Below are 18,790 nucleotides of genomic sequence, written 5' to 3'. Positions count from 1 at the left end.
GTGCCGGAATGACGAAGGGCGCTGGTGTGCCGGAATGACGAAGGGTGCCGGTGTGCCGGAATGACGAAGGGCGTCGGTGTGCCGGAATGACGGAGGCCCGCGCCGGACGGCGCGGGCCCGCTTCGTCTGTGTGGTCTCTAGTCCGGCAGGGAGCGGAGGATGCCGCGGCCGTAGCGCTGGAACTGGGCGTCGTCGACCATGCCGAGGGAATGGCGCTCGACCAGCAGCTCCCACTCCGAATACAGCTGCGAGACACCGGGATCCGGCGGCGCGACGGCGCCGTCGGCCGACTCGCGCTGGATCGCGAAGGTGAGCGCGCCCACGACCCGGTCGGTGTCGGCGCGGTCGACGCCGGTGAAGTGCAGCGTCACATTGCCGTCGGTGACATCGATGCCGTATTCGCCCGTGCTGCCGGAATCGTGGGTCAGCCGCGCGGACAGCAGCGCCCCGACAGGCATCTCGTAGGCGTAGCGGGCGGCCGAGCCGACGGAGACGAACAGCATCCGTTCGGTGGTGACGGCCAGCAGTCCGCGCCCGCGCCCGGTCGGCGGCTCGGCACTGACCAGTGCCGCCTCCAGCGCGAACTCCTCGGGGGCGACCAGCCGGTGCAGCACCGCGATCGCCGAGCGGGCCTCGCGCCGCGGCGCCATCCGGCGCACGGCGCGATCCACATCCGCCCGGGAGGGGCCGGACTTCCCCCAGGCGGGAGCAGGGGGTGTGAGATCCGGCATGGACATATCGATGCGCTGGGTCGCCACGATCTGGGCGTTGATCCGCTCCACGATCACGGTGGCGGCCGGTACGTCGTGCTCCGCTATCAGCACCGGGAGGGGCGTGCGGTCGGCGGGAATGCCGGTCAGCAGGGACGTGGGATACCGCAGATAGATTTCGATGACGACGGCGTCGTCGGTGCGCCGGTTGAGTCTGACCTTGAGCAGATCGGAGATCGGCACGTCGAGCACGCGCTCGCCGTCGGTCCCGCCGGGGCGCAGCACCTGCAGGCGCCCGCCGCCATGACGCAGAATCGCTGTGGGTGTCCGTAGCTCGACTATGTCCATACCCCCTGCGCTTGTTGTGTCGTCGCTCACAATAGGACGTGCATGCCATGATTGTTGCCACTCGGGTAGACACCCACAGGTGTCGGGCCCGGGAGGACGGGAACCACCTGCGTTCTCCGACCGTTTACTACCTGAACTGCCATCAGCTGCCGAACTGCGCGATGTATCGAGTAGACCGTACGCGGTAACGTGGCTTGTCCGCATCCGTTCCGCCGGACCCGGCCGGGATTCGGAATGGTTACGGCCAATGCTCGACGCATCGTAGGCACGCACCGGAATTACCGGAAAGGACTGGCCCGCCGGCCGACGCTCTATGAACCGCAAGACAGTGTTTCGCAACCTGGCCATAGTCGCGGGCATCCTGCTCGTGATCTATCTGGTCAGCTACTTCAGCAACGACACGCGCGGCTGGAAGAACGTCGATACCTCGGTGGCGCTCACCCAGCTGCAGGACAAGCCCAATGTCAAGCAGGTCCAGATCGATGACAAGGAACAGCAGCTACGCATCACCCTGAACAAGGGCAACGATGCGACCGGCGGCCAGACCCAGATCATCGCCAAGTACCCGGGCGGCAGCGAGGTCTCCGCCCAGGTGCTCAAGAATGTGCAGGACTCGGGCGCGCCTTACAACACCTCGGTCAAGCAGGACAGCTGGTTCACCCAGATATTGCTGTTCGTGCTGCCGATGGTGATCCTGCTCGGCCTGTTCGTCTTCGTGATGGCGCGCATGCAGGGCGGCGGCCGCGGCGGCATGATGGGCTTCGGCAAGTCCAAGGCCAAACAGCTGTCCAAGGACATGCCCAAGACCACGTTCGCGGACGTGGCGGGCGCCGACGAGGCCGTCGAAGAGCTGTACGAGATCAAGGACTTCCTGCAGAATCCGGCCCGCTACCAGGCGCTGGGCGCGAAGATCCCGAAGGGCGTGCTGCTCTACGGGCCGCCCGGCACCGGTAAGACGCTGCTGGCTCGCGCGGTGGCCGGTGAGGCCGGGGTGCCGTTCTTCACCATCTCCGGTTCGGACTTCGTGGAAATGTTCGTCGGCGTCGGCGCGTCGCGCGTGCGCGACCTGTTCGACCAGGCCAAGCAGAACAGCCCCTGCATCATCTTCGTCGACGAGATCGACGCGGTCGGCCGCCAGCGCGGCGCGGGCCTCGGCGGCGGCCACGACGAGCGCGAGCAGACGCTGAACCAGTTGCTGGTCGAGATGGACGGCTTCGGCGACCGCACCGGAGTGATCATCATCGCGGCCACCAACCGCCCCGACATCCTGGACCCGGCGCTGCTGCGCCCCGGTCGGTTCGACCGCCAGATCCCGGTGAGCAACCCGGATCTCGCGGGTCGCCGAGCCATCCTGCGGGTGCATTCGTCGGGTAAGCCGATCGCCCCCGACGCCGACCTCGACGGCCTGGCCAAGCGCACCGTCGGCATGTCCGGCGCCGATCTGGCCAACGTCATCAACGAGGCCGCCCTGCTGACCGCCCGCGAGCACGGCAATGTGATCACCGGTCCGGCGCTCGAGGAGTCGGTGGATCGCGTGATCGGCGGTCCGCGCCGCAAGAGCCGCATCATCAGCGAGCACGAGAAGAAGATCACCGCCTACCACGAGGGCGGCCATGCCCTGGCCGCCTGGGCGATGCCCGATATCGAGCCGGTCTACAAGGTGACGATCCTGGCCCGCGGTCGCACCGGCGGCCACGCCATGACCGTGCCCGAGGACGACAAGGGCCTGATGACCCGCTCGGAGATGATCTCCCGGCTGGTCATGGCGATGGGCGGCCGCGCGGCCGAGGAACTGGTGTTCCACGAGCCCACCACCGGCGCGTCCTCCGATATCGACCAGGCCACCAAGATCGCCCGCGCGATGGTCACCGAATACGGCATGAGCGCGCGGCTCGGCGCGGTCCGCTACGGCCAGGAGCAGGGCGACCCGTTCCTGGGTCGCACGATGGGCACGAGCCCCGACTACTCGCACGAGGTCGCCCGCGAGATCGACGAGGAGGTGCGCAACCTGATCGAGGCCGCGCACACCGAGGCATGGGCGATCCTCAACGACTACCGCGACGAACTGGACTCGCTGGCCACCGCGCTGCTCGAGCGCGAGACGCTGCACCGCAGGGACCTCGAGGAGGTGCTGTCCACCGTCGACAAGCGGCCGCAGATCACGGCGTTCAACGACTTCGGCAATCGCGTTCCCTCGGACCGGCCGCCGGTGAAGACCCCGCGCGAGCTGGCCGCCGAGCGCGGCGAACCGTGGCCGGACGAGCAGGAGGAGGCGGTCAAGGCCGCCGCGCAACCGGTTCCGGCCAACGGCTATCCGCCGGAGCCCGGCCAGCAGGGCGCGCAGCCCGGCTACGGATATCCGGCGCCGCAGCCGAGCGGCTACCCGCAGCCCAGTGGTTCTGGCTCCGGGTATCCGCGCCAGGCCGGCGGCACGCACGGTTCGCGGCCCGACTACGGCGCCCCGGCCGGATGGTCGGCGCCGGGGTGGCCGCCGCAGGAGGAGCAGTCCGGTCGGCAGCCGGGTCCCGGTGCGCCGGGGCCGGGTTACGGCGGTGCGCAGGGCCAGGGTGGCGCGCCGGGTCAGGGCGGCTGGGCGCCTGCCGGTGGCCAGCGCTACGGCCGTCCCGGATGGAACCAACCGGGCGACCCGGAGGGTTCGGGCTACGGACGACCCAACGGCGAGGGCGAGGGCAGTGAATGGGACGGACCGAACGGTCGACACTGATCGGCCTGTGATTAGGCTCGACGGACGGGGTGCCGAGGAATTGCCGGCGCCCCGGTCGCGTTCGAGGCTAGAGGGCCGCGACCCGCACTGCCGGGCGCGATTGATGACTTGAGTTGTGGAGGTGTCCTCGAGTGTCGGTCAACAACCGTGCCGTTGCCGAATCCGACGCGTCGTCCGTGGTGGCGGAGGACTTCGAGTCCGCCGCGCGCCCGGTCGCACTGGATACCGGCCGCCCCTTCGATCAGGAGCGCGCCGAGGCCGCCGTCCGGGAACTGCTGCTCGCGGTCGGTGAGAATCCCGACCGGCCGGGCCTGGCCGATACCCCGGCCCGCGTCGCGCGGGCCTATCGGGAGATGTTCGCGGGCCTGTACACCGAGCCCGACTCGGTGCTGAATACCACGTTCGACGAGGGTCACCAGGAACTCGTGCTGGTGCGCGACATTCCGCTGTACTCGACGTGCGAACACCACCTGGTGTCGTTCCACGGCGTCGCGCACGTCGGGTACATCCCGGGTCCGCACGGGCGGGTCACCGGGCTGTCGAAACTGGCCCGGCTGGTGGACCTGTACGCCAAGCGGCCACAGGTACAGGAGCGGCTGACCAGCCAGATCGCCGATGCCGTGATGCGCAAGCTGGATCCGCGCGGCGCGATCGTGGTGGTCGAGGCCGAGCATCTGTGTATGGCGATGCGCGGCATCCGCAAGCCCGGCGCCAGCACGACCACCTCCGCCGTGCGCGGTCTGCTGCAGACCAGCGCCTCCTCCCGCGCAGAGGCACTCGATCTGATCCTGCGGAAGTGAGCGAGCGTGCCGTGTCCGGACTGACGCAGCTCCCGCGACCGCGCGGGGGGCGCTCCTGCGTGGTGATGGGCGTCGTCAACGTCACCAGCGACTCGTTCTCCGACGGGGGCCGCTATCTGGATCCGGGGCTGGCCATCGCGCACGGCGTGCGGCTGTACGAGGCCGGTGCGGACATCATCGACGTGGGCGGCGAATCGACACGCCCCGGCGCGGTCCGCATCGACCCGCGGATCGAGGCGGACCGGGTCGTTCCGGTGATCCGGGGCCTGGTCGCGGCCGGGGTGCCGACCAGCGTGGACACCATGCGGGCGAGCGTCGCCGAGGCGGCCGCCGCGGTGGGCGTCTCGGTGGTCAACGACGTATCGGGCGGCCGGGCGGACCCGGACATGGTGAAAGTGGTTGCGGCGGCGGAGATTCCGTGGATTCTCATGCACTGGCGTGCGGCCGCCGACTACCGGCACACCGGCCCCGCCGAGCACTACGACGACGTGGTCGCCGAGGTGCTCGGGGAACTGTCGATCCAGGTGGACCTTGCCATGTCCGCGGGCGTGCACCCGAGCCGCCTCGTACTCGATCCCGGCCTCGGCTTCGCCAAGAACGCCGCGCACGACTGGGCGCTGCTGGGCGCCCTGCCGGAACTGGCCGCCCAGGGCCTGCCGGTGCTGATCGGCGCCTCCCGCAAGCGGTTCCTCGGCGCGCTGCTGGCCGATCCCGGCGACGGGAGCGGCGCGCCCACCCCCCGCCCGCCCGACGGCAGGGAGATCGCGACGGCCACGGTGTCCGCGCTGGCGGCCCTGCACGGCGCGTGGGGCGTGCGGGTGCACGACGTGCGTTCCTCACTGGACGCGATCGCGGTCACCGATGCCTGGCGCCGCGCTGCCGATGAGCGACGGGGAAGGGCAGGGCACGAGTGAGTTCCGACCGCATCGAGCTGCGCGGGCTGCGGGCCTTCGGGCACCACGGCTGCTTCGATTTCGAGCGCCGCGACGGACAGGAATTCGTCGTCGACATCACCCTGTGGATGGATTTCGCAGCGGCCGCGAAATCCGACGCCCTGGGCGACACCGTGGACTACGGCGCGCTGGCCGGTCGTGCGGTGGCGATAGTGGAGGGCGAACCGCGCAACCTGATCGAGACGGTGGTCTCCGAGATCGCCGACGACGTGATGACCGATCCCCGCGTCGCCGCCGCCGAGGTGGTCGTGCACAAGCCGTCGGCGCCGATCCCGCACACCTTCGCCGATGTGCGGGTGGTCGCGAATCGCAGCCGCGCCGGTGCCCCACCTCGGGCGCCGGACGAGCGGTCCGGTGCTCGGACGGAATCGGCCGGATGAGCGGACGAACCGTGCGCACCGCCGGACTGCTCCCGCGAATTGTCGGGGTTCGCCTGTCCGCGGGTATATCTGTGCGAGAGCGGAAGATTCGCGAGGTGGGGGCATGAGCCGCGCCGTGCTGTCGATCGGGTCGAATCTGGGTGACCGGGCGGCGCAGCTGCGCAGCGTGGTCGATTCGTTTGCGCCACATCTGGTCGCGGTGTCGTCGGTGTACACGACCGCGCCGTGGGGCCCGGTGCCGCAGGAGGATTATCTGAACGCGATTGTGCTCGTGGACGATCCGGACGCGGGGCCGTGGGAGTGGTTGCGGCGCGGACAGGAACTGGAACAGGCGGCGGACCGCGTGCGCGAGGTCCGGTGGGGCGCACGGACTCTGGATGTCGATGTGGTCTGGTGCGGGGAGTATCGCGACGGCGGCTTCCAGACGGTCCGCAGCACCGATCCGGCGCTGATCCTGCCGCATCCGCAAGCGCACCACCGCGCCTTCGTGCTGGTCCCGTGGTTCGAGGTGGAACCCGACGCGGTGCTCGAAGTGGACGGGGTGTCGCGCCCGGTGCGGGATCTGCTGTCCGAGTTGGACTCCGGCGAGCGAGCAGGGGTGCGTCGCACCGATATCGCGCCCAGGACGCGCTCATGAACGTCATGAAGCCGACGCGGCTGCTGGATCTGGCCGCGAATGTGCTGATCGCGGCCGTCGTGGCCTGGATCGCCACGCGATGGGCCTACTCCAGCTTCCCGCCGATCAGCGTGATCGCCGGTGCGTCGCTGTACCCGGTGGCCACGCTGGAGGCGGTGCTGGCCTTCATGATTCGGGCGCGGGTCGGCGACCGGCGCATCGGCGACGGCCCCAAACAGCTGCACCCGATCACCGCGGCCCGCGCGGTGGCGCTGGCCAAGGCGTCGGTGCAGGTGGGCTCGCTGGCGGCCGGTGTCTGGCTGGGCTTCCTGATCTGGGTGTTCCCGCAGCGGTCCACGCTGCGCGCGGCGGCCGCGGACACCCCGGGGGCGATCGTCGGTCTGGTGGCGGGCGTGCTGCTGGTGGCGGCGGCGCTGTGGCTGGAGTATTGCTGTCGCGCACCGCATGATCCGCCGGACGAGCCGGCAACTTCGTAGCAAACTTATTGCTCGGAATCACCGACCGACCTGGCAGCCGGAACTTGCCATCCGAGCTACCCTGGCGTGCATGGTTTCACCCTCCCGTAGCAGTACTTCCCGTCGACGGCGGGAAGGCGCGGGAAAATTGTTCGTCGGCGTTTTGATTCTGCTCGGTCTGATTGCCAGCGTTTTCCTGATCTTCAGCAACAGCCTGCAACTGATCCGCATCGGCCTGGTGGCGGCGCTGTGGGCGGCCGTGCTCGGCGCGTTGGCGGCCACTCGTTACCGTCGTGAGTCGGCGGTCGACAAGGCCAAGGCGCGTGATCTGCAAACGGTGTACGAGCTGCAGCTGGAACGGGAGATCAACGCGCGGCGCGAGTACGAACTCGGCGTCGAGGCGCGAGTGCGCGAGGAGATGGGCGCCGACGCCGCCGAGATGGCCGCACTGCGCGCCGAACTCGCGGTGCTGCGGGAAAGCCTGCAGCGGCTGTTCGACGGCGATCTGCCCGTGGAACGCCCGGCCCTGCGCGCCGACGCCTTCCGCGTGCAGGAGCTCCCCGAAGCGGCGGCGAACGGTAGCTCGTCGGAAACCGAGACCTGGGACGCGTGGAGTTCGCCGATGGTCCCGCGCACCTCGATGCGGCCGGTCTTCGAACCCGACCACCCCGAACCGCCGATCTTCGCGAGTCCCGACGACGATCCGGTGACGGCCGAAACCGCCGTGGTCTCGGCGGACTTCGCGGAGGACGAACCGGACGCGTCCGAGTACGCGGAGTACGGGGAGGCCGATCGGCACACCGAGCCGATCGGCGGAGCGCGGCGCAACGGCTGGGAGCCGGATTCGAACGGCTGGGAGTCGGATTCGGTGGTGACGCGGCCGGCCGAGCGGCTGTCGCCGCGGCCCGGCGGTGGCGATGTCGAGCCGCCGTGGGCGCCCGTGCCCGCCGCGGCGCCGGTGCCCGTGGGGAGCGTCAGCCCGCGGCGGCGGCGACGGGCGGATTCGGAGGGCAACGCCTATCCGGGGCGTCAGCTGTCGGTCGCCGAGATCATGGCCAATCTCCGCTCGGAGCAGAGCTGACGCTTCGGCTCGTGGGCAACATCACCGGCCCGGGATCTGTCCGTGGCCGGTGGCGCGGCCTATTCTCGGTGTCGATACGTCCGGTACCCGCGCGGCGGGACTGGAACGACTTTCGAGAGGACAATGGTGACCTCTGAATCTGCGCGGCCCGATGCGGGCCGCAGTGCCTCAGGGAGTGATCCGGCGCCCGCACGGCTGACGGTGGGAATCGTCTCGGCGGGACGCGTGGGGTCGGCGTTCGGCGCCGCATTGGAGCGGGCCGGGCATGTGGTCTTCGGTGTCTCCGCGATCTCGGACGATTCGGTGCGGCGCGCGCGAACGCGGCTGCCGGATTCGCAGATCCTGCCCGCCGAGGAGGTGGCCGCCCGCAGCGAACTACTGGTCCTGGCGGTCCCGGACAGTGAGCTGCCCGGCCTGGTCGCGGGGCTGGCGAGCGCGCAGGCCGTGCGGCCGGGGACGATCGTCGTGCACACCTCCGGCGCGAACGGCATCGCGGTGCTGGCGCCGCTGACCGGACGCGGCGCCCGCCCGCTGGCGATCCATCCGGCCATGACCTTCACCGGCCACGACGAGGACGTCGCCCGGCTGGGCAACGCCTGCTTCGGGATCACCGCGGCCGACGAGGTCGGCTACGCCATCGCGCAGTCGCTGGTGATCGAGGTCGGTGGGGAACCGGTGCGGGTGCCCGAGGAACATCGCACGCTGTATCACGCCGCGCTGGCACACGGCAGCAACCACCTGGTCACGCTGATAGTCGATGCCGTCGCCGCCCTGCGGGCCGCTCTCGACGGGCCGGGGCTGCTCGGCCAGCAGCAGGTCGACGACCAACCGAACGGGCTGGCCGAACGCATGCTGGCGCCACTGGCCTCGGCCGCGCTGGACAATGCGCTGCGGCGCGGCCCGTCCGCGCTGACCGGTCCCGTGGCGCGCGGCGATGTGGACGCGGTCGCCGCCCACCTCGACGCCCTCGTGGACATGGATTCCCGCCTCGCCGCCGGGTACCGCGCCCAGTCTCTGCGCACGGCCGAACTCGCCCGCACGAACCCCGCCTTGTTCGAACTCCTGGCGGAGCCCGGCCTGAACGGCCGTGCGGCCGAGGAGTCGGGAGGTGGCAGCCGTGCGTAACTGTGAACGTCACCGCGCGCCGTCGCGGTGGCCTGGTAGTCCCCGTTGGACGGAGGAGAGGCACTGATGTCCGTCCCGAAACCGAATCTCCAGGCGCTGCGCGCGGCGTACGAGCCGGGCCGGCTGAACATCGTGCACGACCCCGCCACGCTGACCGCGGTGTCGAACGCACTGCGCTCGGTGGGCCGCACGGTCGCGCTGGTGCCCACCATGGGTGCGCTGCACGAGGGGCATCTGCGGCTGGTGCGCCAGGCCAAGCGGACCAACCAGATCGTCATCGTCTCGATCTTCGTGAACCCGCTGCAGTTCGGCGCCGGTGAGGATCTGGACAAATACCCGCGCACGCTCGACGCTGATGTGGACAGGCTGCGCGGCGAGGGCGTCGAGTTGGTGTTCGCGCCCAGCGCCGCCGAGATGTACCCGGACGGGCCGCGCACCTCGGTGCATCCGGGCCCGCTCGGCGCGGAACTCGAGGGCGCCTTCCGCCCGACCCATTTCGCGGGCGTGCTGACCGTCGTGGCGAAGCTGCTCCAGATCGCCCACCCGCACGAGGCGTTCTTCGGCGAGAAGGACTATCAGCAGCTGACCCTGATCCGGGAGATGGTGCGGGACTTGAACTTCGACGTGAGGATCGTGCCCGTGGCCACCGTCCGCGAGGCCGACGGCCTGGCCATGTCCTCGCGCAACCGGTACCTGGATCCGGCGCGCCGCGAACTCGCCACCACGCTCTCGGCGGCGCTGGCGGCGGGGAGCCACGCCGGAGGTCAGGGCCCGGATGCGGTGCTGGCCGCGGCGCGGGCCGTCCTGGACACGGCGGCCGATATCGACGTCGACTACCTCGAGCTACGCCGGGCGGATCTGGGGCCGATCCCCGCCGCGGGAGCGAATCCCGCTGCGGCCGAAGCGGATTCCGCCTGGAGCGGCAATGCCCGCCTGCTGGTCGCCGCCCGCGTCGGCAGCACTCGGCTCATCGACAACGTGGCCCTGTCCGTCGGAACCCCGATCGACGGCCACCCGACAACTCCCACAACCCAGCCTGCCCAGGCGAATCGGTAGGAAAGGCCGACCATGTTGCGCACCATGATGAAATCGAAGATCCACCGCGCCACGGTGACCCACGCCGACCTGCACTACGTCGGCTCCGTGACCGTGGACCCGGACCTGATGGACGCCGCCGATCTGCTCGAGGGCGAGCAGGTCTGCATCGTCGACATCGATAACGGCGCCCGGCTCGAGACCTACGTCATCGCGGGCGAGCGCGGCTCCGGCGTGATCGGAATCAACGGCGCCGCAGCACATCTCGTGCATCCGGGCGATCTGGTGATCCTGATCGCCTACGCCATGATGGACGAGGCCGAGCTGCGCGAGTACGCGCCGCGGGTGGTGTTCGTCGACGAGCGCAACCGCCCGGTGGAGCTGGGTTCGGATCCGGCGCACGCCCCTGTGGGCTCGGGCCTGTCCTCCCCGCGCACGCTGACTCCGGCGTAGGCCGCCGGATGCTGCTGACGATCGACGTCCGCAACACCAGCATCGAGATCGGTCTGTTCTCCGGCAGCGGAGAGCACGCCGCGCTCGGGCCGACCTGGCGTATCCACACCAATCCGCTGCTGACCGCCGACGAGTTCGGCATGCAGCTGCGCGGGCTGATCGGCGATCGGGCCGACCAGGTGATCGGGGTGGCGGCGCTGTCGACCGTGCCGCCGGTGCTACGGGAACTGCGGGAAATGCTCAGCCGGTACTGGAGCCACGTGCCGCACGTGCTGGTGGAACCCGGTGTGCGCACCGGGATTCCGCTGCTGGTGGACAACCCGAAGGAGGTCGGCGCCGACCGCATCGTCAACTGCCTGGCCGCGTACCACCGCTTCCAGTCGCCCGCCATCGTGGTCGATTTCGGCACCGCCATCTGCGTGGACCTCGTGTCGGCGAAGGGCGAGTTCATCGGCGGCGTCATCGCGCCGGGCGTGGAGATCGCGACCGAGGCGATCGTGGAGCGCACCGCGCTGCGCCGGGCCGAACTCGCGCGCCCGCGCTCGGTGGTGGGCAAGAACAGCATGGAGTGCATCCAGGCGGGCGCGGTTTTCGGCTTCGCCGGGCTGGTCGACGGCCTGATCGACCGCATCCGCGACGAGAACGACGCCTTCGCCGGCGACGACGTCGTCGTTGTGGCGACGGGACAGACGGCGCCGCTGATCGTCCCCGAATCCGAAACCATCGAACGCCACGAACCACACCTGACACTCGACGGCCTGCGCGTGGTCTTCGAGCGCAACCTCCAGCGCCGCAAGTAGCGGGGTGGAGCGCGTCGGATGTGGTGAATCCAACAGGGTGGTTGCACACGGTCCGCTCGCTGCTATGCTTTCGCTCGTGTCTTACCGCGTGAGCAACCAGGAGTGTTGTCGAGGCTGATTCGCCTCGGCTGATGTCGGGGCTTCGTATCCCCGACCATCCCACTTCTCCTGGAGCTTCGCTCATGCGTTCCTCTGCAGTTTCCTATCCCGCACGTATCCGCGTGGCCGCGCACTCCGGCGTCCGGGTCGCCGCCGAACTCGCCGCGCGTCCCGTCGCCTCCGCACTGCCCACCCAGCTGCGACCGGCCGATCTGCTGCGCCTGACCGACGAGGGCGCCGAGGACGTGCTGGCCGGGCGCTACGACCACCTGTTACCGGCGGACGGCGCCTGGCCCGCCGACAATCGCTGGGCGGTCCGGCTCGTCGCCGACGACGAGGTCGATGTCTGGCTGATCAGCTGGGTGCCCGATCGATCCACCGAGCTACACGACCACGCGGGCTCGCTGGGCGCGCTCACCGTGCTCAGCGGAGCGCTGTCGGAATTTCGTTGGAACGGAAAGGAACTGCGTCAGCGCACGCTGACGGCCGGGGATCAGGCGTCGTTTCCGCTCGGCTGGGTGCACGACGTGGTCCGCGCGCCGGATCAATTCGCGGGCGCGCCCGAACCGTCGAATCCGACGCTGTCCGTGCACGCCTATTCACCACCGCTCACCGCCATGTCCTATTACGAGGTCACCGGTCACGGCACATTGCGCCGCTCCCGGACCGTCCTCACCGACCAGCCTGAAGGCGACGTGAAATGACCCACGTGACGATCGATCAGATGCTCGAGAACGCGCGGACGCGGCTGCGGCGGGTCTACGCGTTCGAATTGCCGGAGGCGATCGCCCGGGGCGCACTGCTGGTCGACATCCGGCCGCAGGCGCAGCGAGTGAAGGAAGGAACGCTGCCGGGTGCGCTCGTGATCGAGCGGAATGTGCTGGAATGGCGCCTCGACCCCAGTAGTTCTGCCCGGCTGGCGCTCGCCGCGGACCACGACGTGGAATGGATCGTCGTCTGCTCGGAGGGCTACACCTCCAGCCTGGCGGCGGCCTCGCTGCAGCAACTCGGTTTGCACCGCGCCACCGATCTGGTGGGCGGCTATCAGGCGGTGAAGGCGGCCGGATTGCTGACGGTGGCGGCGGGCGCCCCGCACATCGCCCGCGAAGTGGCCGCGCTGGCCTCGTTGTAATTCCGGCCGATCGCGCCCCGAATTGCGGCGCGACCCAGCGTATTTCGCTCGGCTGTCCGTTACGTCACAATTCCCGCGGCGCGGTTGCGGGCGACGTGTGCCGAGCGCGAATCGATGCCGATTCGTTACTGCGCGGACGGGCTCGGGCAGCGCGCAAAACGATTTCCGGCGCACGCTAGGGTAGATCGTTGTGAGCACTCCGAACACCCCTACGACCGGTAGCTCCGCGGGTTCGGCGCCCGCGGGGCAATCCCGTCCTGCCGCAGCGGAAGTCGACGTTCCCGAGCAGATGCGGATTCGCCGGGAGAAGCGGGAGCGGCTGCTCGAGCAGGGTGGCGAGGCCTATCCGGTGGTGGTGCCGCGCACGCACACCCTGGCCGAAATTCGGGCCGCCCATCCCGACCTGGAGGCCGATACGAGCACCGGGCAGCAGGTCGGCGTGGCCGGGCGCGTCATATTCATGCGCAATACCGGCAAGCTGTGTTTCGCGACGCTGCAGGAGGGCGACGGCACCAAGCTGCAGGCGATGATCAGCCTGAACGGCGTCGGCGCCGAGGCGTTGGCCGCCTGGAAGGCCGATGTGGACCTCGGCGACTTCGTTTTCGTGCACGGTGAGGTGATCTCCTCGCGCACCGGTGAATTGAGCGTCATGGCCGATTCCTGGGCGATGGCCGCCAAGTCGTTGCGGCCGCTGCCGGTGGCGCACAAAGATCTGAGCGAGGAGTCGCGGGTGCGCCAGCGCTACGTCGACCTGATCGTTCGGCCGGAGGCCCGGGAAATGGCGCGGACCCGGGTCAAGGTGGTGCGCGCGGTGCGAAATGCCTTGGAGCGCAGGGGTTTTCTCGAGGTCGAGACCCCGATGCTGCAGACCCTGCACGGCGGCGCGGCCGCGCGCCCGTTCGTCACCCACTCCAACGCCCTCGATATGGACCTCTACCTGCGCATCGCGCCGGAGCTGTTCCTCAAACGCTGCGTGGTCGGCGGCATCGAGAAGGTTTTCGAGGTCAACCGCAACTTCCGAAACGAGGGTGCCGACTCCACGCATTCGCCGGAGTTCGCGATGCTGGAAACCTATGAGGCCTACGGCACCTACGATGATTCCGCGCGGATGATGCGGGAATTGGTGCAGGAGGTGGCACAGGAAGTCTTCGGCAGTCAGGTCGTCACACTGGCGGACGGCACCGAATACGATCTGAGCGGCGAGTGGAACACGGTGGAGATGTATCCGTCGCTGTCGGACTCCCTCGGTGTCGCGGTGACGCCCGAAACGACCGTACCGGAATTACTGGCGCTGGCCGATCGGGTGGGCCTGGAAATTCCCCAGGACAAGGGCTACGGTCATGGCAAACTTGTCGAGGAACTGTGGGAACACACCTACGGCGACAAGCTGTACGCGCCGACTTTCGTCCGCGACTTCCCGGTCGAGACCTCCCCGTTGACCAGGCAGCACCGCAGCAAGGCGGGCGTCACCGAGAAGTGGGATCTGTATGTCCGCGGCTTCGAGTTGGCGACGGGCTATTCCGAACTGGTGGACCCGGTGATTCAGCGGGATCGGTTCATCGATCAGGCGAGATTGGCGGCAGCGGGTGACGATGAGGCCATGCGTCTCGACGAGGACTTCCTCGCGGCGATGGAACACGGTATGCCCCCGACAACCGGAACCGGTATGGGAATCGATCGGTTGCTGATGGCGTTGACGGGGCTGGGAATCCGGGAAACGATACTGTTCCCAATTGTGCGTCCGGCCGCTCGCTGAGCGGTCGGATTGAATGCCGAAGTCTCGTCTTGGAAATCTCGGAATTCGAGGTATTCTCAACTCGGGCATCGGCCTGGTATGCGGGTCGCACGATTTCGAGAGGACGTTCATCTCATGGCAAAGAAGGTCACCGTTAGCCTGATCGACGATGTCGACGGTGAGTCCATCGCGGACGAGACCATCGAGTTTGCGATCGACGGTGTGTCGTACGAGATCGACTTGTCCGCGGCAAATGCGGCAAAGCTGCGGGACGGATTGGACCAGTGGGTCTCCAGTGCGCGGCGAGTCAGTGGTCGGCGGCGCAGCAAGCCGGCGGGTGCGACGGCGGGTGCGACCAAGAGTCGGGTGTCGATGGATCGTGAACAGAGCGCGGCAATTCGCGAATGGGCGCGCCGCAAGGGACACAAGGTCTCCGCGCGCGGTCGTATCTCCGCCGACATTACCGAGGCTTACAACAAGGAAGTCGGTCGTAGCAACTAGACCAGGGCGCGGCTACTTGTTGCTTTCGCCGCTGCCGTCCGGAGGAATCGTGCACCGTCCGGACGGCAGCGGTATTTAATATCGATTCCGCATAACCGATGGCCCACGTTTGCCGCCGGATCGGCGGGACGTGATCTTGCTCGGCTGGGGGTGGCGCGGCACCATGGAAACGTGCGAGCGACGTCACTGGCTGAGTGGAGAGTTGAGGGACCGGCGCAGTGACCAGATTTCAGGGATCGTTCCTGCGATTCGACGACGAGACGGGCAACCGCCAGGAGTTGGTTCTCTCCCCCGAGCGTGAACGCGTCACGATCGGACGTTCGCAGCAGGCCGATCTGACGCTGGCGTGGGACGCCGAGGTGTCCCGGCTGCACGCGTCGCTGGAGTACCTGGGCGCGCACTGGACGATCGTGGACGACGGGCTGTCGCGCAACGGGACGTTCGTCAACGGGGAGCGCCTGGTGGGTCGGCGGCGGCTGTCGCCCGGCGACCGGATTCGCGTGGGCACCTCGCTGCTGTCGTTCCACGACTTCACCGGCGTCGCCGACGACGCCACCCGCACCTCCACCGGATCGCTGCCCACGCTGCGGTCCCTCACCGAGACCCAACTCTCGGTCCTGATCGCGCTGTGCCGCCCGTACAAGAACAACGCCGGGTTCGCGACCCCGGCCCCGAACCAGCAGATCGCCGACGAGCTGTACCTGAGCGTGGACGCGATCAAGACCCATATGCGCACGCTCTTCGCGAAGTTCGGCGTCGAGGACCTGCCCCAGAACCAGAAGCGCGTCCGCCTGGCCATGCTGGCCATGCAAAGCGGCATCATCTCCGAGCGCGACCTGTAGCCGGTGGTTTCCGGCCGAGAGCATGCCGGAACGACGGGAGTGGTCGCCGCGGCTCCCATCCGTCGTTCCCGGTGCCCTGCCGATTCACCCCACCTCTCACCGGTGGGTAGGGCAAAGTCGCTGTTCGCTGTCGGCGTACGTCCTGGCGAAACGATCCGGGCAACGGTCGCGTTATGACTGAATGACTCGTGTTGTCGCCGGTTCGCAATAGGGTGGACGGACGACGGCCGTGACCCCCGCCAACTAGAGTGGAGGCGGGGGATGTGACCCCAGGGCTTCATGGCAGGCTGACGCTCAGTCGACTGAAGCGCCGGTAGGCCGTAGAAAGCGGAGCAGGAAGTGAGGGAGCGATGTTCGAGAGGTTCACCGACCGCGCTCGGCGGGTCGTTGTCCTGGCCCAGGAAGAAGCCAGGATGCTCAACCACAACTACATCGGCACCGAGCACATCCTGCTGGGCCTGATTCACGAGGGTGAAGGTGTCGCGGCGAAGTCCCTGGAATCTCTGGGTATTTCGCTCGAGGGTGTGCGTTCGCAGGTCGAGGAGATCATCGGCCAGGGCCAGCAGGCGCCGTCGGGGCACATTCCGTTCACCCCGCGTGCCAAGAAGGTGCTGGAGCTGTCGCTGCGCGAGGCGCTGCAGCTCGGCCACAACTACATCGGCACCGAGCACATCCTGCTCGGCCTGATCCGCGAGGGTGAGGGCGTCGCGGCGCAGGTGCTGGTGAAGCTGGGCGCCGACCTCAACCGGGTGCGCCAGCAGGTCATCCAGCTGCTGTCCGGCTACCAGGGCAAGGAGCCGGTGGAGTCGGGCGCCCGGGGCGAGTCCGGCACGCCGTCCACCTCGCTGGTGCTCGACCAGTTCGGCCGCAACCTGACGCAGGCCGCGCTCGAGGGCAAGCTCGATCCGGTCATCGGCCGCTCGAAGGAGATCGAGCGCGTCATGCAGGTGCTGAGCCGCCGCACCAAGAACAACCCGGTGCTGATCGGCGAGCCCGGCGTCGGTAAGACCGCCGTTGTCGAGGGCCTGGCGCAGGCCATCGTGAACGGCGAGGTCCCGGAGACGCTGAAGGACAAGCAGCTCTACACCCTCGACCTGGGTTCGCTGGTCGCGGGCAGCCGCTACCGCGGTGATTTCGAGGAGCGCCTGAAGAAGGTGCTCAAGGAGATCAACACCCGCGGCGACATCATCCTGTTCATCGATGAGCTGCACACGCTGGTCGGTGCGGGCGCGGCCGAGGGCGCGATCGACGCGGCCTCGATCCTCAAGCCCAAGCTGGCGCGCGGCGAACTCCAGACCATCGGCGCCACCACCCTCGACGAGTACCGCAAGTACATCGAGAAGGATGCCGCGCTGGAGCGTCGCTTCCAGCCGGTGCAGGTCGGCGAGCCGACTGTCGAGCACACCATCAATATCCTCAAGGGTCTGCGCGACCGGTACGAGGCGCACCACCGAGTCTCCATCACCGATGGCGCGCTGGTCGCGGCCGCCACCCTGGCCGACCGCTACATCAACGACCGGTTCCTGCCGGACAAGGCGATCGACCTGATCGACGAGGCCGGTGCGCGCATGCGCATCCGTCGCATGACCGCTCCGCCGGACCTGCGCGAGTTCGACGACAAGATCGCCGATGCCCGCCGGGAGAAGGAAAGCGCCATCGACGCGCAGGACTTCGAGAAGGCCGCGCGGCTGCGCGACAAGGAGAAGCAGCTCGTCGCCAAGCGGGCCGAGCGCGAGAAGCAGTGGCGCTCCGGTGATCTGGATGTCGTGGCCGAGGTCGACGACGAGCAGATCGCCGAGGTGCTGGCCAACTGGACCGGTATCCCTGTTTTCAAGCTCACCGAGGAGGAGACCACCCGTCTGCTCCGCATGGAGGACGAGCTGCACAAGCGGATCATCGGCCAGGAGGACGCGGTCAAGGCCGTCTCCAAGGCCATTCGCCGCACCCGCGCCGGTCTGAAGGATCCGAAGCGTCCCTCGGGCTCGTTCATCTTCGCCGGTCCGTCCGGTGTCGGTAAGACCGAGCTGTCCAAGGCGCTGGCGAACTTCCTGTTCGGCGACGACGACGCGCTCATCCAGATCGACATGGGCGAGTTCCACGACCGCTTCACCGCCTCGCGGCTCTTCGGCGCCCCTCCGGGCTACGTCGGCTACGAGGAGGGCGGCCAGCTCACCGAGAAGGTGCGCCGCAAGCCGTTCTCGGTCGTGCTGTTCGACGAGATCGAGAAGGCCCACCAGGAGATCTACAACACCCTGTTGCAGGTCTTGGAGGACGGCCGCCTCACCGACGGTCAGGGCCGCACGGTCGACTTCAAGAACACCGTGCTGATCTTCACCTCGAACCTCGGCACCTCGGATATCTCCAAGGCCGTGGGTCTGGGCTTCACCCAGTCCAACAGCGAGGGCTCGAACTACGAGCGGATGAAGCTGAAGGTCAACGACGAGCTGAAGAAGCACTTCCGCCCCGAGTTCCTCAACCGCATCGACGACGTGATCGTCTTCCACCAGCTCACCACGGAGCAGATCGTGGAGATGGTGGACCTGATGATCGGCCGCGTCGGCGTGCAGTTGAAGAACAAGGATATGGAGATGGAGCTGACCGACCAGGCCAAGAGCCTGCTCGCGAAGCGCGGCTTCGACCCGGTGCTGGGCGCCCGCCCGCTGCGTCGGACCATCCAGCGCGAGATCGAGGACCAGCTGTCGGAGAAGATCCTGTTCGGCGAGCTCGGTGCCGGTCAGATCGTCGAGGTCGACGTGGAAGGCTGGGACGGCGAGAGCACCGGCGAGGACGCCAAGTTCACCTTCACCGGTCGGGCCAAACCGCCGAAGCCGGTCGAGGAGGAAGAGGAGCCGGTCGAGGTGCTGGCCGGAGACTCCGCGGCGGCGTCCGGGGAGTAAGTCCACTCGCGAAGCCCCGCTCCACCAGATTTGTCCGGTGGAGCGGGGCTTTTGCCTGTCCAGCCCTCGTCGTGCTTTTGCC

18 protein-coding genes are annotated in these 18,790 nt (G+C 68.5%); 17 read left to right on the top strand and 1 reads right to left on the bottom strand.

Annotated features, from left to right (window positions below; translation table 11 throughout):
• Window positions 1–137: 137 nt before the first annotated feature.
• The gene (locus tag ACYVLQ_RS23015) at window positions 138–1,058 is read right to left on the bottom strand and encodes a hypothetical protein (protein WP_460699558.1); all 921 of its coding nucleotides are present in this window, start codon (window positions 1,056–1,058) and stop codon (window positions 138–140) included.
• 313 nt (window positions 1,059–1,371) lie between these two features.
• Between ACYVLQ_RS23015 and ftsH the strand changes: the two genes are divergently transcribed.
• The 17 genes from ftsH to ACYVLQ_RS22930 all read left to right on the top strand — a co-directional run bounded on the left by ftsH (window position 1,372) and on the right by ACYVLQ_RS22930 (window position 18,708).
• Entirely contained in the window at window positions 1,372–3,783 is a 2,412-nt protein-coding gene (ftsH, locus tag ACYVLQ_RS23010; protein WP_460699557.1) for an ATP-dependent zinc metalloprotease FtsH, read from the top strand.
• 176 nt (window positions 3,784–3,959) lie between these two features.
• The gene (gene folE / locus ACYVLQ_RS23005; protein WP_460699618.1) at window positions 3,960–4,583 is read left to right on the top strand and encodes a GTP cyclohydrolase I FolE; all 624 of its coding nucleotides are present in this window, start codon (window positions 3,960–3,962) and stop codon (window positions 4,581–4,583) included.
• A gap of 20 nt (window positions 4,584–4,603) precedes the next feature.
• Window positions 4,604–5,497, top strand: coding sequence for a dihydropteroate synthase (folP, locus tag ACYVLQ_RS23000; RefSeq protein WP_460699617.1), 894 nt, complete (start codon window positions 4,604–4,606; stop codon window positions 5,495–5,497).
• The gene (gene folB, locus ACYVLQ_RS22995; RefSeq protein WP_460699556.1) at window positions 5,494–5,916 is read left to right on the top strand and encodes a dihydroneopterin aldolase; all 423 of its coding nucleotides are present in this window, start codon (window positions 5,494–5,496) and stop codon (window positions 5,914–5,916) included. The genes folP and folB overlap by 4 nt, the downstream gene beginning before the upstream one ends.
• 103 nt (window positions 5,917–6,019) lie before the next feature.
• Window positions 6,020–6,553: a 2-amino-4-hydroxy-6-hydroxymethyldihydropteridine diphosphokinase gene (gene folK / locus ACYVLQ_RS22990; RefSeq protein ID WP_460699555.1), complete on the top strand. Its 534-nt coding sequence runs from the start codon at window positions 6,020–6,022 to the stop codon at window positions 6,551–6,553.
• 5 nt (window positions 6,554–6,558) lie between these two features.
• Complete coding sequence (locus ACYVLQ_RS22985; RefSeq protein ID WP_460699616.1) at window positions 6,559–7,029, top strand: DUF3180 domain-containing protein; 471 nt, start codon at window positions 6,559–6,561, stop codon at window positions 7,027–7,029.
• 70 nt (window positions 7,030–7,099) lie between these two features.
• Window positions 7,100–8,089: a DUF6779 domain-containing protein gene (locus tag ACYVLQ_RS22980; RefSeq protein ID WP_460699554.1), complete on the top strand. Its 990-nt coding sequence runs from the start codon at window positions 7,100–7,102 to the stop codon at window positions 8,087–8,089.
• Between the two features lie 126 nt (window positions 8,090–8,215).
• Window positions 8,216–9,214, top strand: coding sequence for a Rossmann-like and DUF2520 domain-containing protein (locus tag ACYVLQ_RS22975; protein ID WP_460699553.1), 999 nt, complete (start codon window positions 8,216–8,218; stop codon window positions 9,212–9,214).
• A gap of 66 nt (window positions 9,215–9,280) precedes the next feature.
• Window positions 9,281–10,270: a pantoate--beta-alanine ligase gene (gene panC, locus ACYVLQ_RS22970; protein ID WP_460699552.1), complete on the top strand. Its 990-nt coding sequence runs from the start codon at window positions 9,281–9,283 to the stop codon at window positions 10,268–10,270.
• Between the two features lie 12 nt (window positions 10,271–10,282).
• Window positions 10,283–10,702, top strand: a complete 420-nt coding sequence (gene panD, locus ACYVLQ_RS22965) for an aspartate 1-decarboxylase (protein WP_460699551.1) — start codon at window positions 10,283–10,285, stop codon at window positions 10,700–10,702.
• Between the two features lie 8 nt (window positions 10,703–10,710).
• Entirely contained in the window at window positions 10,711–11,502 is a 792-nt protein-coding gene (locus tag ACYVLQ_RS22960; protein ID WP_460699550.1) for a type III pantothenate kinase, read from the top strand.
• A gap of 182 nt (window positions 11,503–11,684) precedes the next feature.
• Window positions 11,685–12,305 carry a cysteine dioxygenase gene (locus ACYVLQ_RS22955; RefSeq protein WP_460699549.1) on the top strand — a complete coding sequence of 207 codons (621 nt, stop codon included), beginning with the start codon at window positions 11,685–11,687 and terminating at the stop codon, window positions 12,303–12,305.
• 5 nt (window positions 12,306–12,310) lie between these two features.
• Window positions 12,311–12,733 carry a rhodanese-like domain-containing protein gene (locus tag ACYVLQ_RS22950; RefSeq protein ID WP_460699615.1) on the top strand — a complete coding sequence of 141 codons (423 nt, stop codon included), beginning with the start codon at window positions 12,311–12,313 and terminating at the stop codon, window positions 12,731–12,733.
• Window positions 12,734–13,022: 289 nt separating this feature from the next.
• On the top strand, window positions 13,023–14,489 hold the full coding sequence (gene lysS, locus ACYVLQ_RS22945) for a lysine--tRNA ligase (protein WP_460699614.1): 1,467 nt from the start codon (window positions 13,023–13,025) through the stop codon (window positions 14,487–14,489).
• 114 nt (window positions 14,490–14,603) lie between these two features.
• Entirely contained in the window at window positions 14,604–14,969 is a 366-nt protein-coding gene (locus tag ACYVLQ_RS22940) for a histone-like nucleoid-structuring protein Lsr2 (protein ID WP_068022322.1), read from the top strand.
• A 218-nt stretch (window positions 14,970–15,187) separates the two neighbouring features.
• Window positions 15,188–15,811: an FHA domain-containing protein gene (locus ACYVLQ_RS22935; protein ID WP_460699548.1), complete on the top strand. Its 624-nt coding sequence runs from the start codon at window positions 15,188–15,190 to the stop codon at window positions 15,809–15,811.
• 350 nt (window positions 15,812–16,161) lie between these two features.
• Window positions 16,162–18,708: an ATP-dependent Clp protease ATP-binding subunit gene (locus ACYVLQ_RS22930; protein WP_460699547.1), complete on the top strand. Its 2,547-nt coding sequence runs from the start codon at window positions 16,162–16,164 to the stop codon at window positions 18,706–18,708.
• Window positions 18,709–18,790: the final 82 nt, after the last annotated feature.

The organism is Nocardia thraciensis (assembly GCF_054782435.1).
The sequence above is the reverse complement of the archived record's forward strand: the minus strand, read 5'-3'. Positions and strand labels throughout refer to the sequence as shown.

Coding starts and splice junctions, on each gene's coding strand:
- ACYVLQ_RS22930 (WP_460699547.1), top strand. CDS start 16,162: ATGTTCGAGAGGTTCACCGACCGCGCTCGGCGGGTCGTTGTCCTGGCC.
- panD (WP_460699551.1), top strand. CDS start 10,283: ATGTTGCGCACCATGATGAAATCGAAGATCCACCGCGCCACGGTGACC.
- ftsH (WP_460699557.1), top strand. CDS start 1,372: ATGAACCGCAAGACAGTGTTTCGCAACCTGGCCATAGTCGCGGGCATC.
- ACYVLQ_RS22940 (WP_068022322.1), top strand. CDS start 14,604: ATGGCAAAGAAGGTCACCGTTAGCCTGATCGACGATGTCGACGGTGAG.
- ACYVLQ_RS22980 (WP_460699554.1), top strand. CDS start 7,100: ATGGTTTCACCCTCCCGTAGCAGTACTTCCCGTCGACGGCGGGAAGGC.
- panC (WP_460699552.1), top strand. CDS start 9,281: ATGTCCGTCCCGAAACCGAATCTCCAGGCGCTGCGCGCGGCGTACGAG.
- ACYVLQ_RS22960 (WP_460699550.1), top strand. CDS start 10,711: ATGCTGCTGACGATCGACGTCCGCAACACCAGCATCGAGATCGGTCTG.
- ACYVLQ_RS23015 (WP_460699558.1), bottom strand. CDS start 1,058: ATGGACATAGTCGAGCTACGGACACCCACAGCGATTCTGCGTCATGGC.
- ACYVLQ_RS22955 (WP_460699549.1), top strand. CDS start 11,685: ATGCGTTCCTCTGCAGTTTCCTATCCCGCACGTATCCGCGTGGCCGCG.
- folK (WP_460699555.1), top strand. CDS start 6,020: ATGAGCCGCGCCGTGCTGTCGATCGGGTCGAATCTGGGTGACCGGGCG.
- lysS (WP_460699614.1), top strand. CDS start 13,023: ATGCGGATTCGCCGGGAGAAGCGGGAGCGGCTGCTCGAGCAGGGTGGC.
- ACYVLQ_RS22985 (WP_460699616.1), top strand. CDS start 6,559: ATGAAGCCGACGCGGCTGCTGGATCTGGCCGCGAATGTGCTGATCGCG.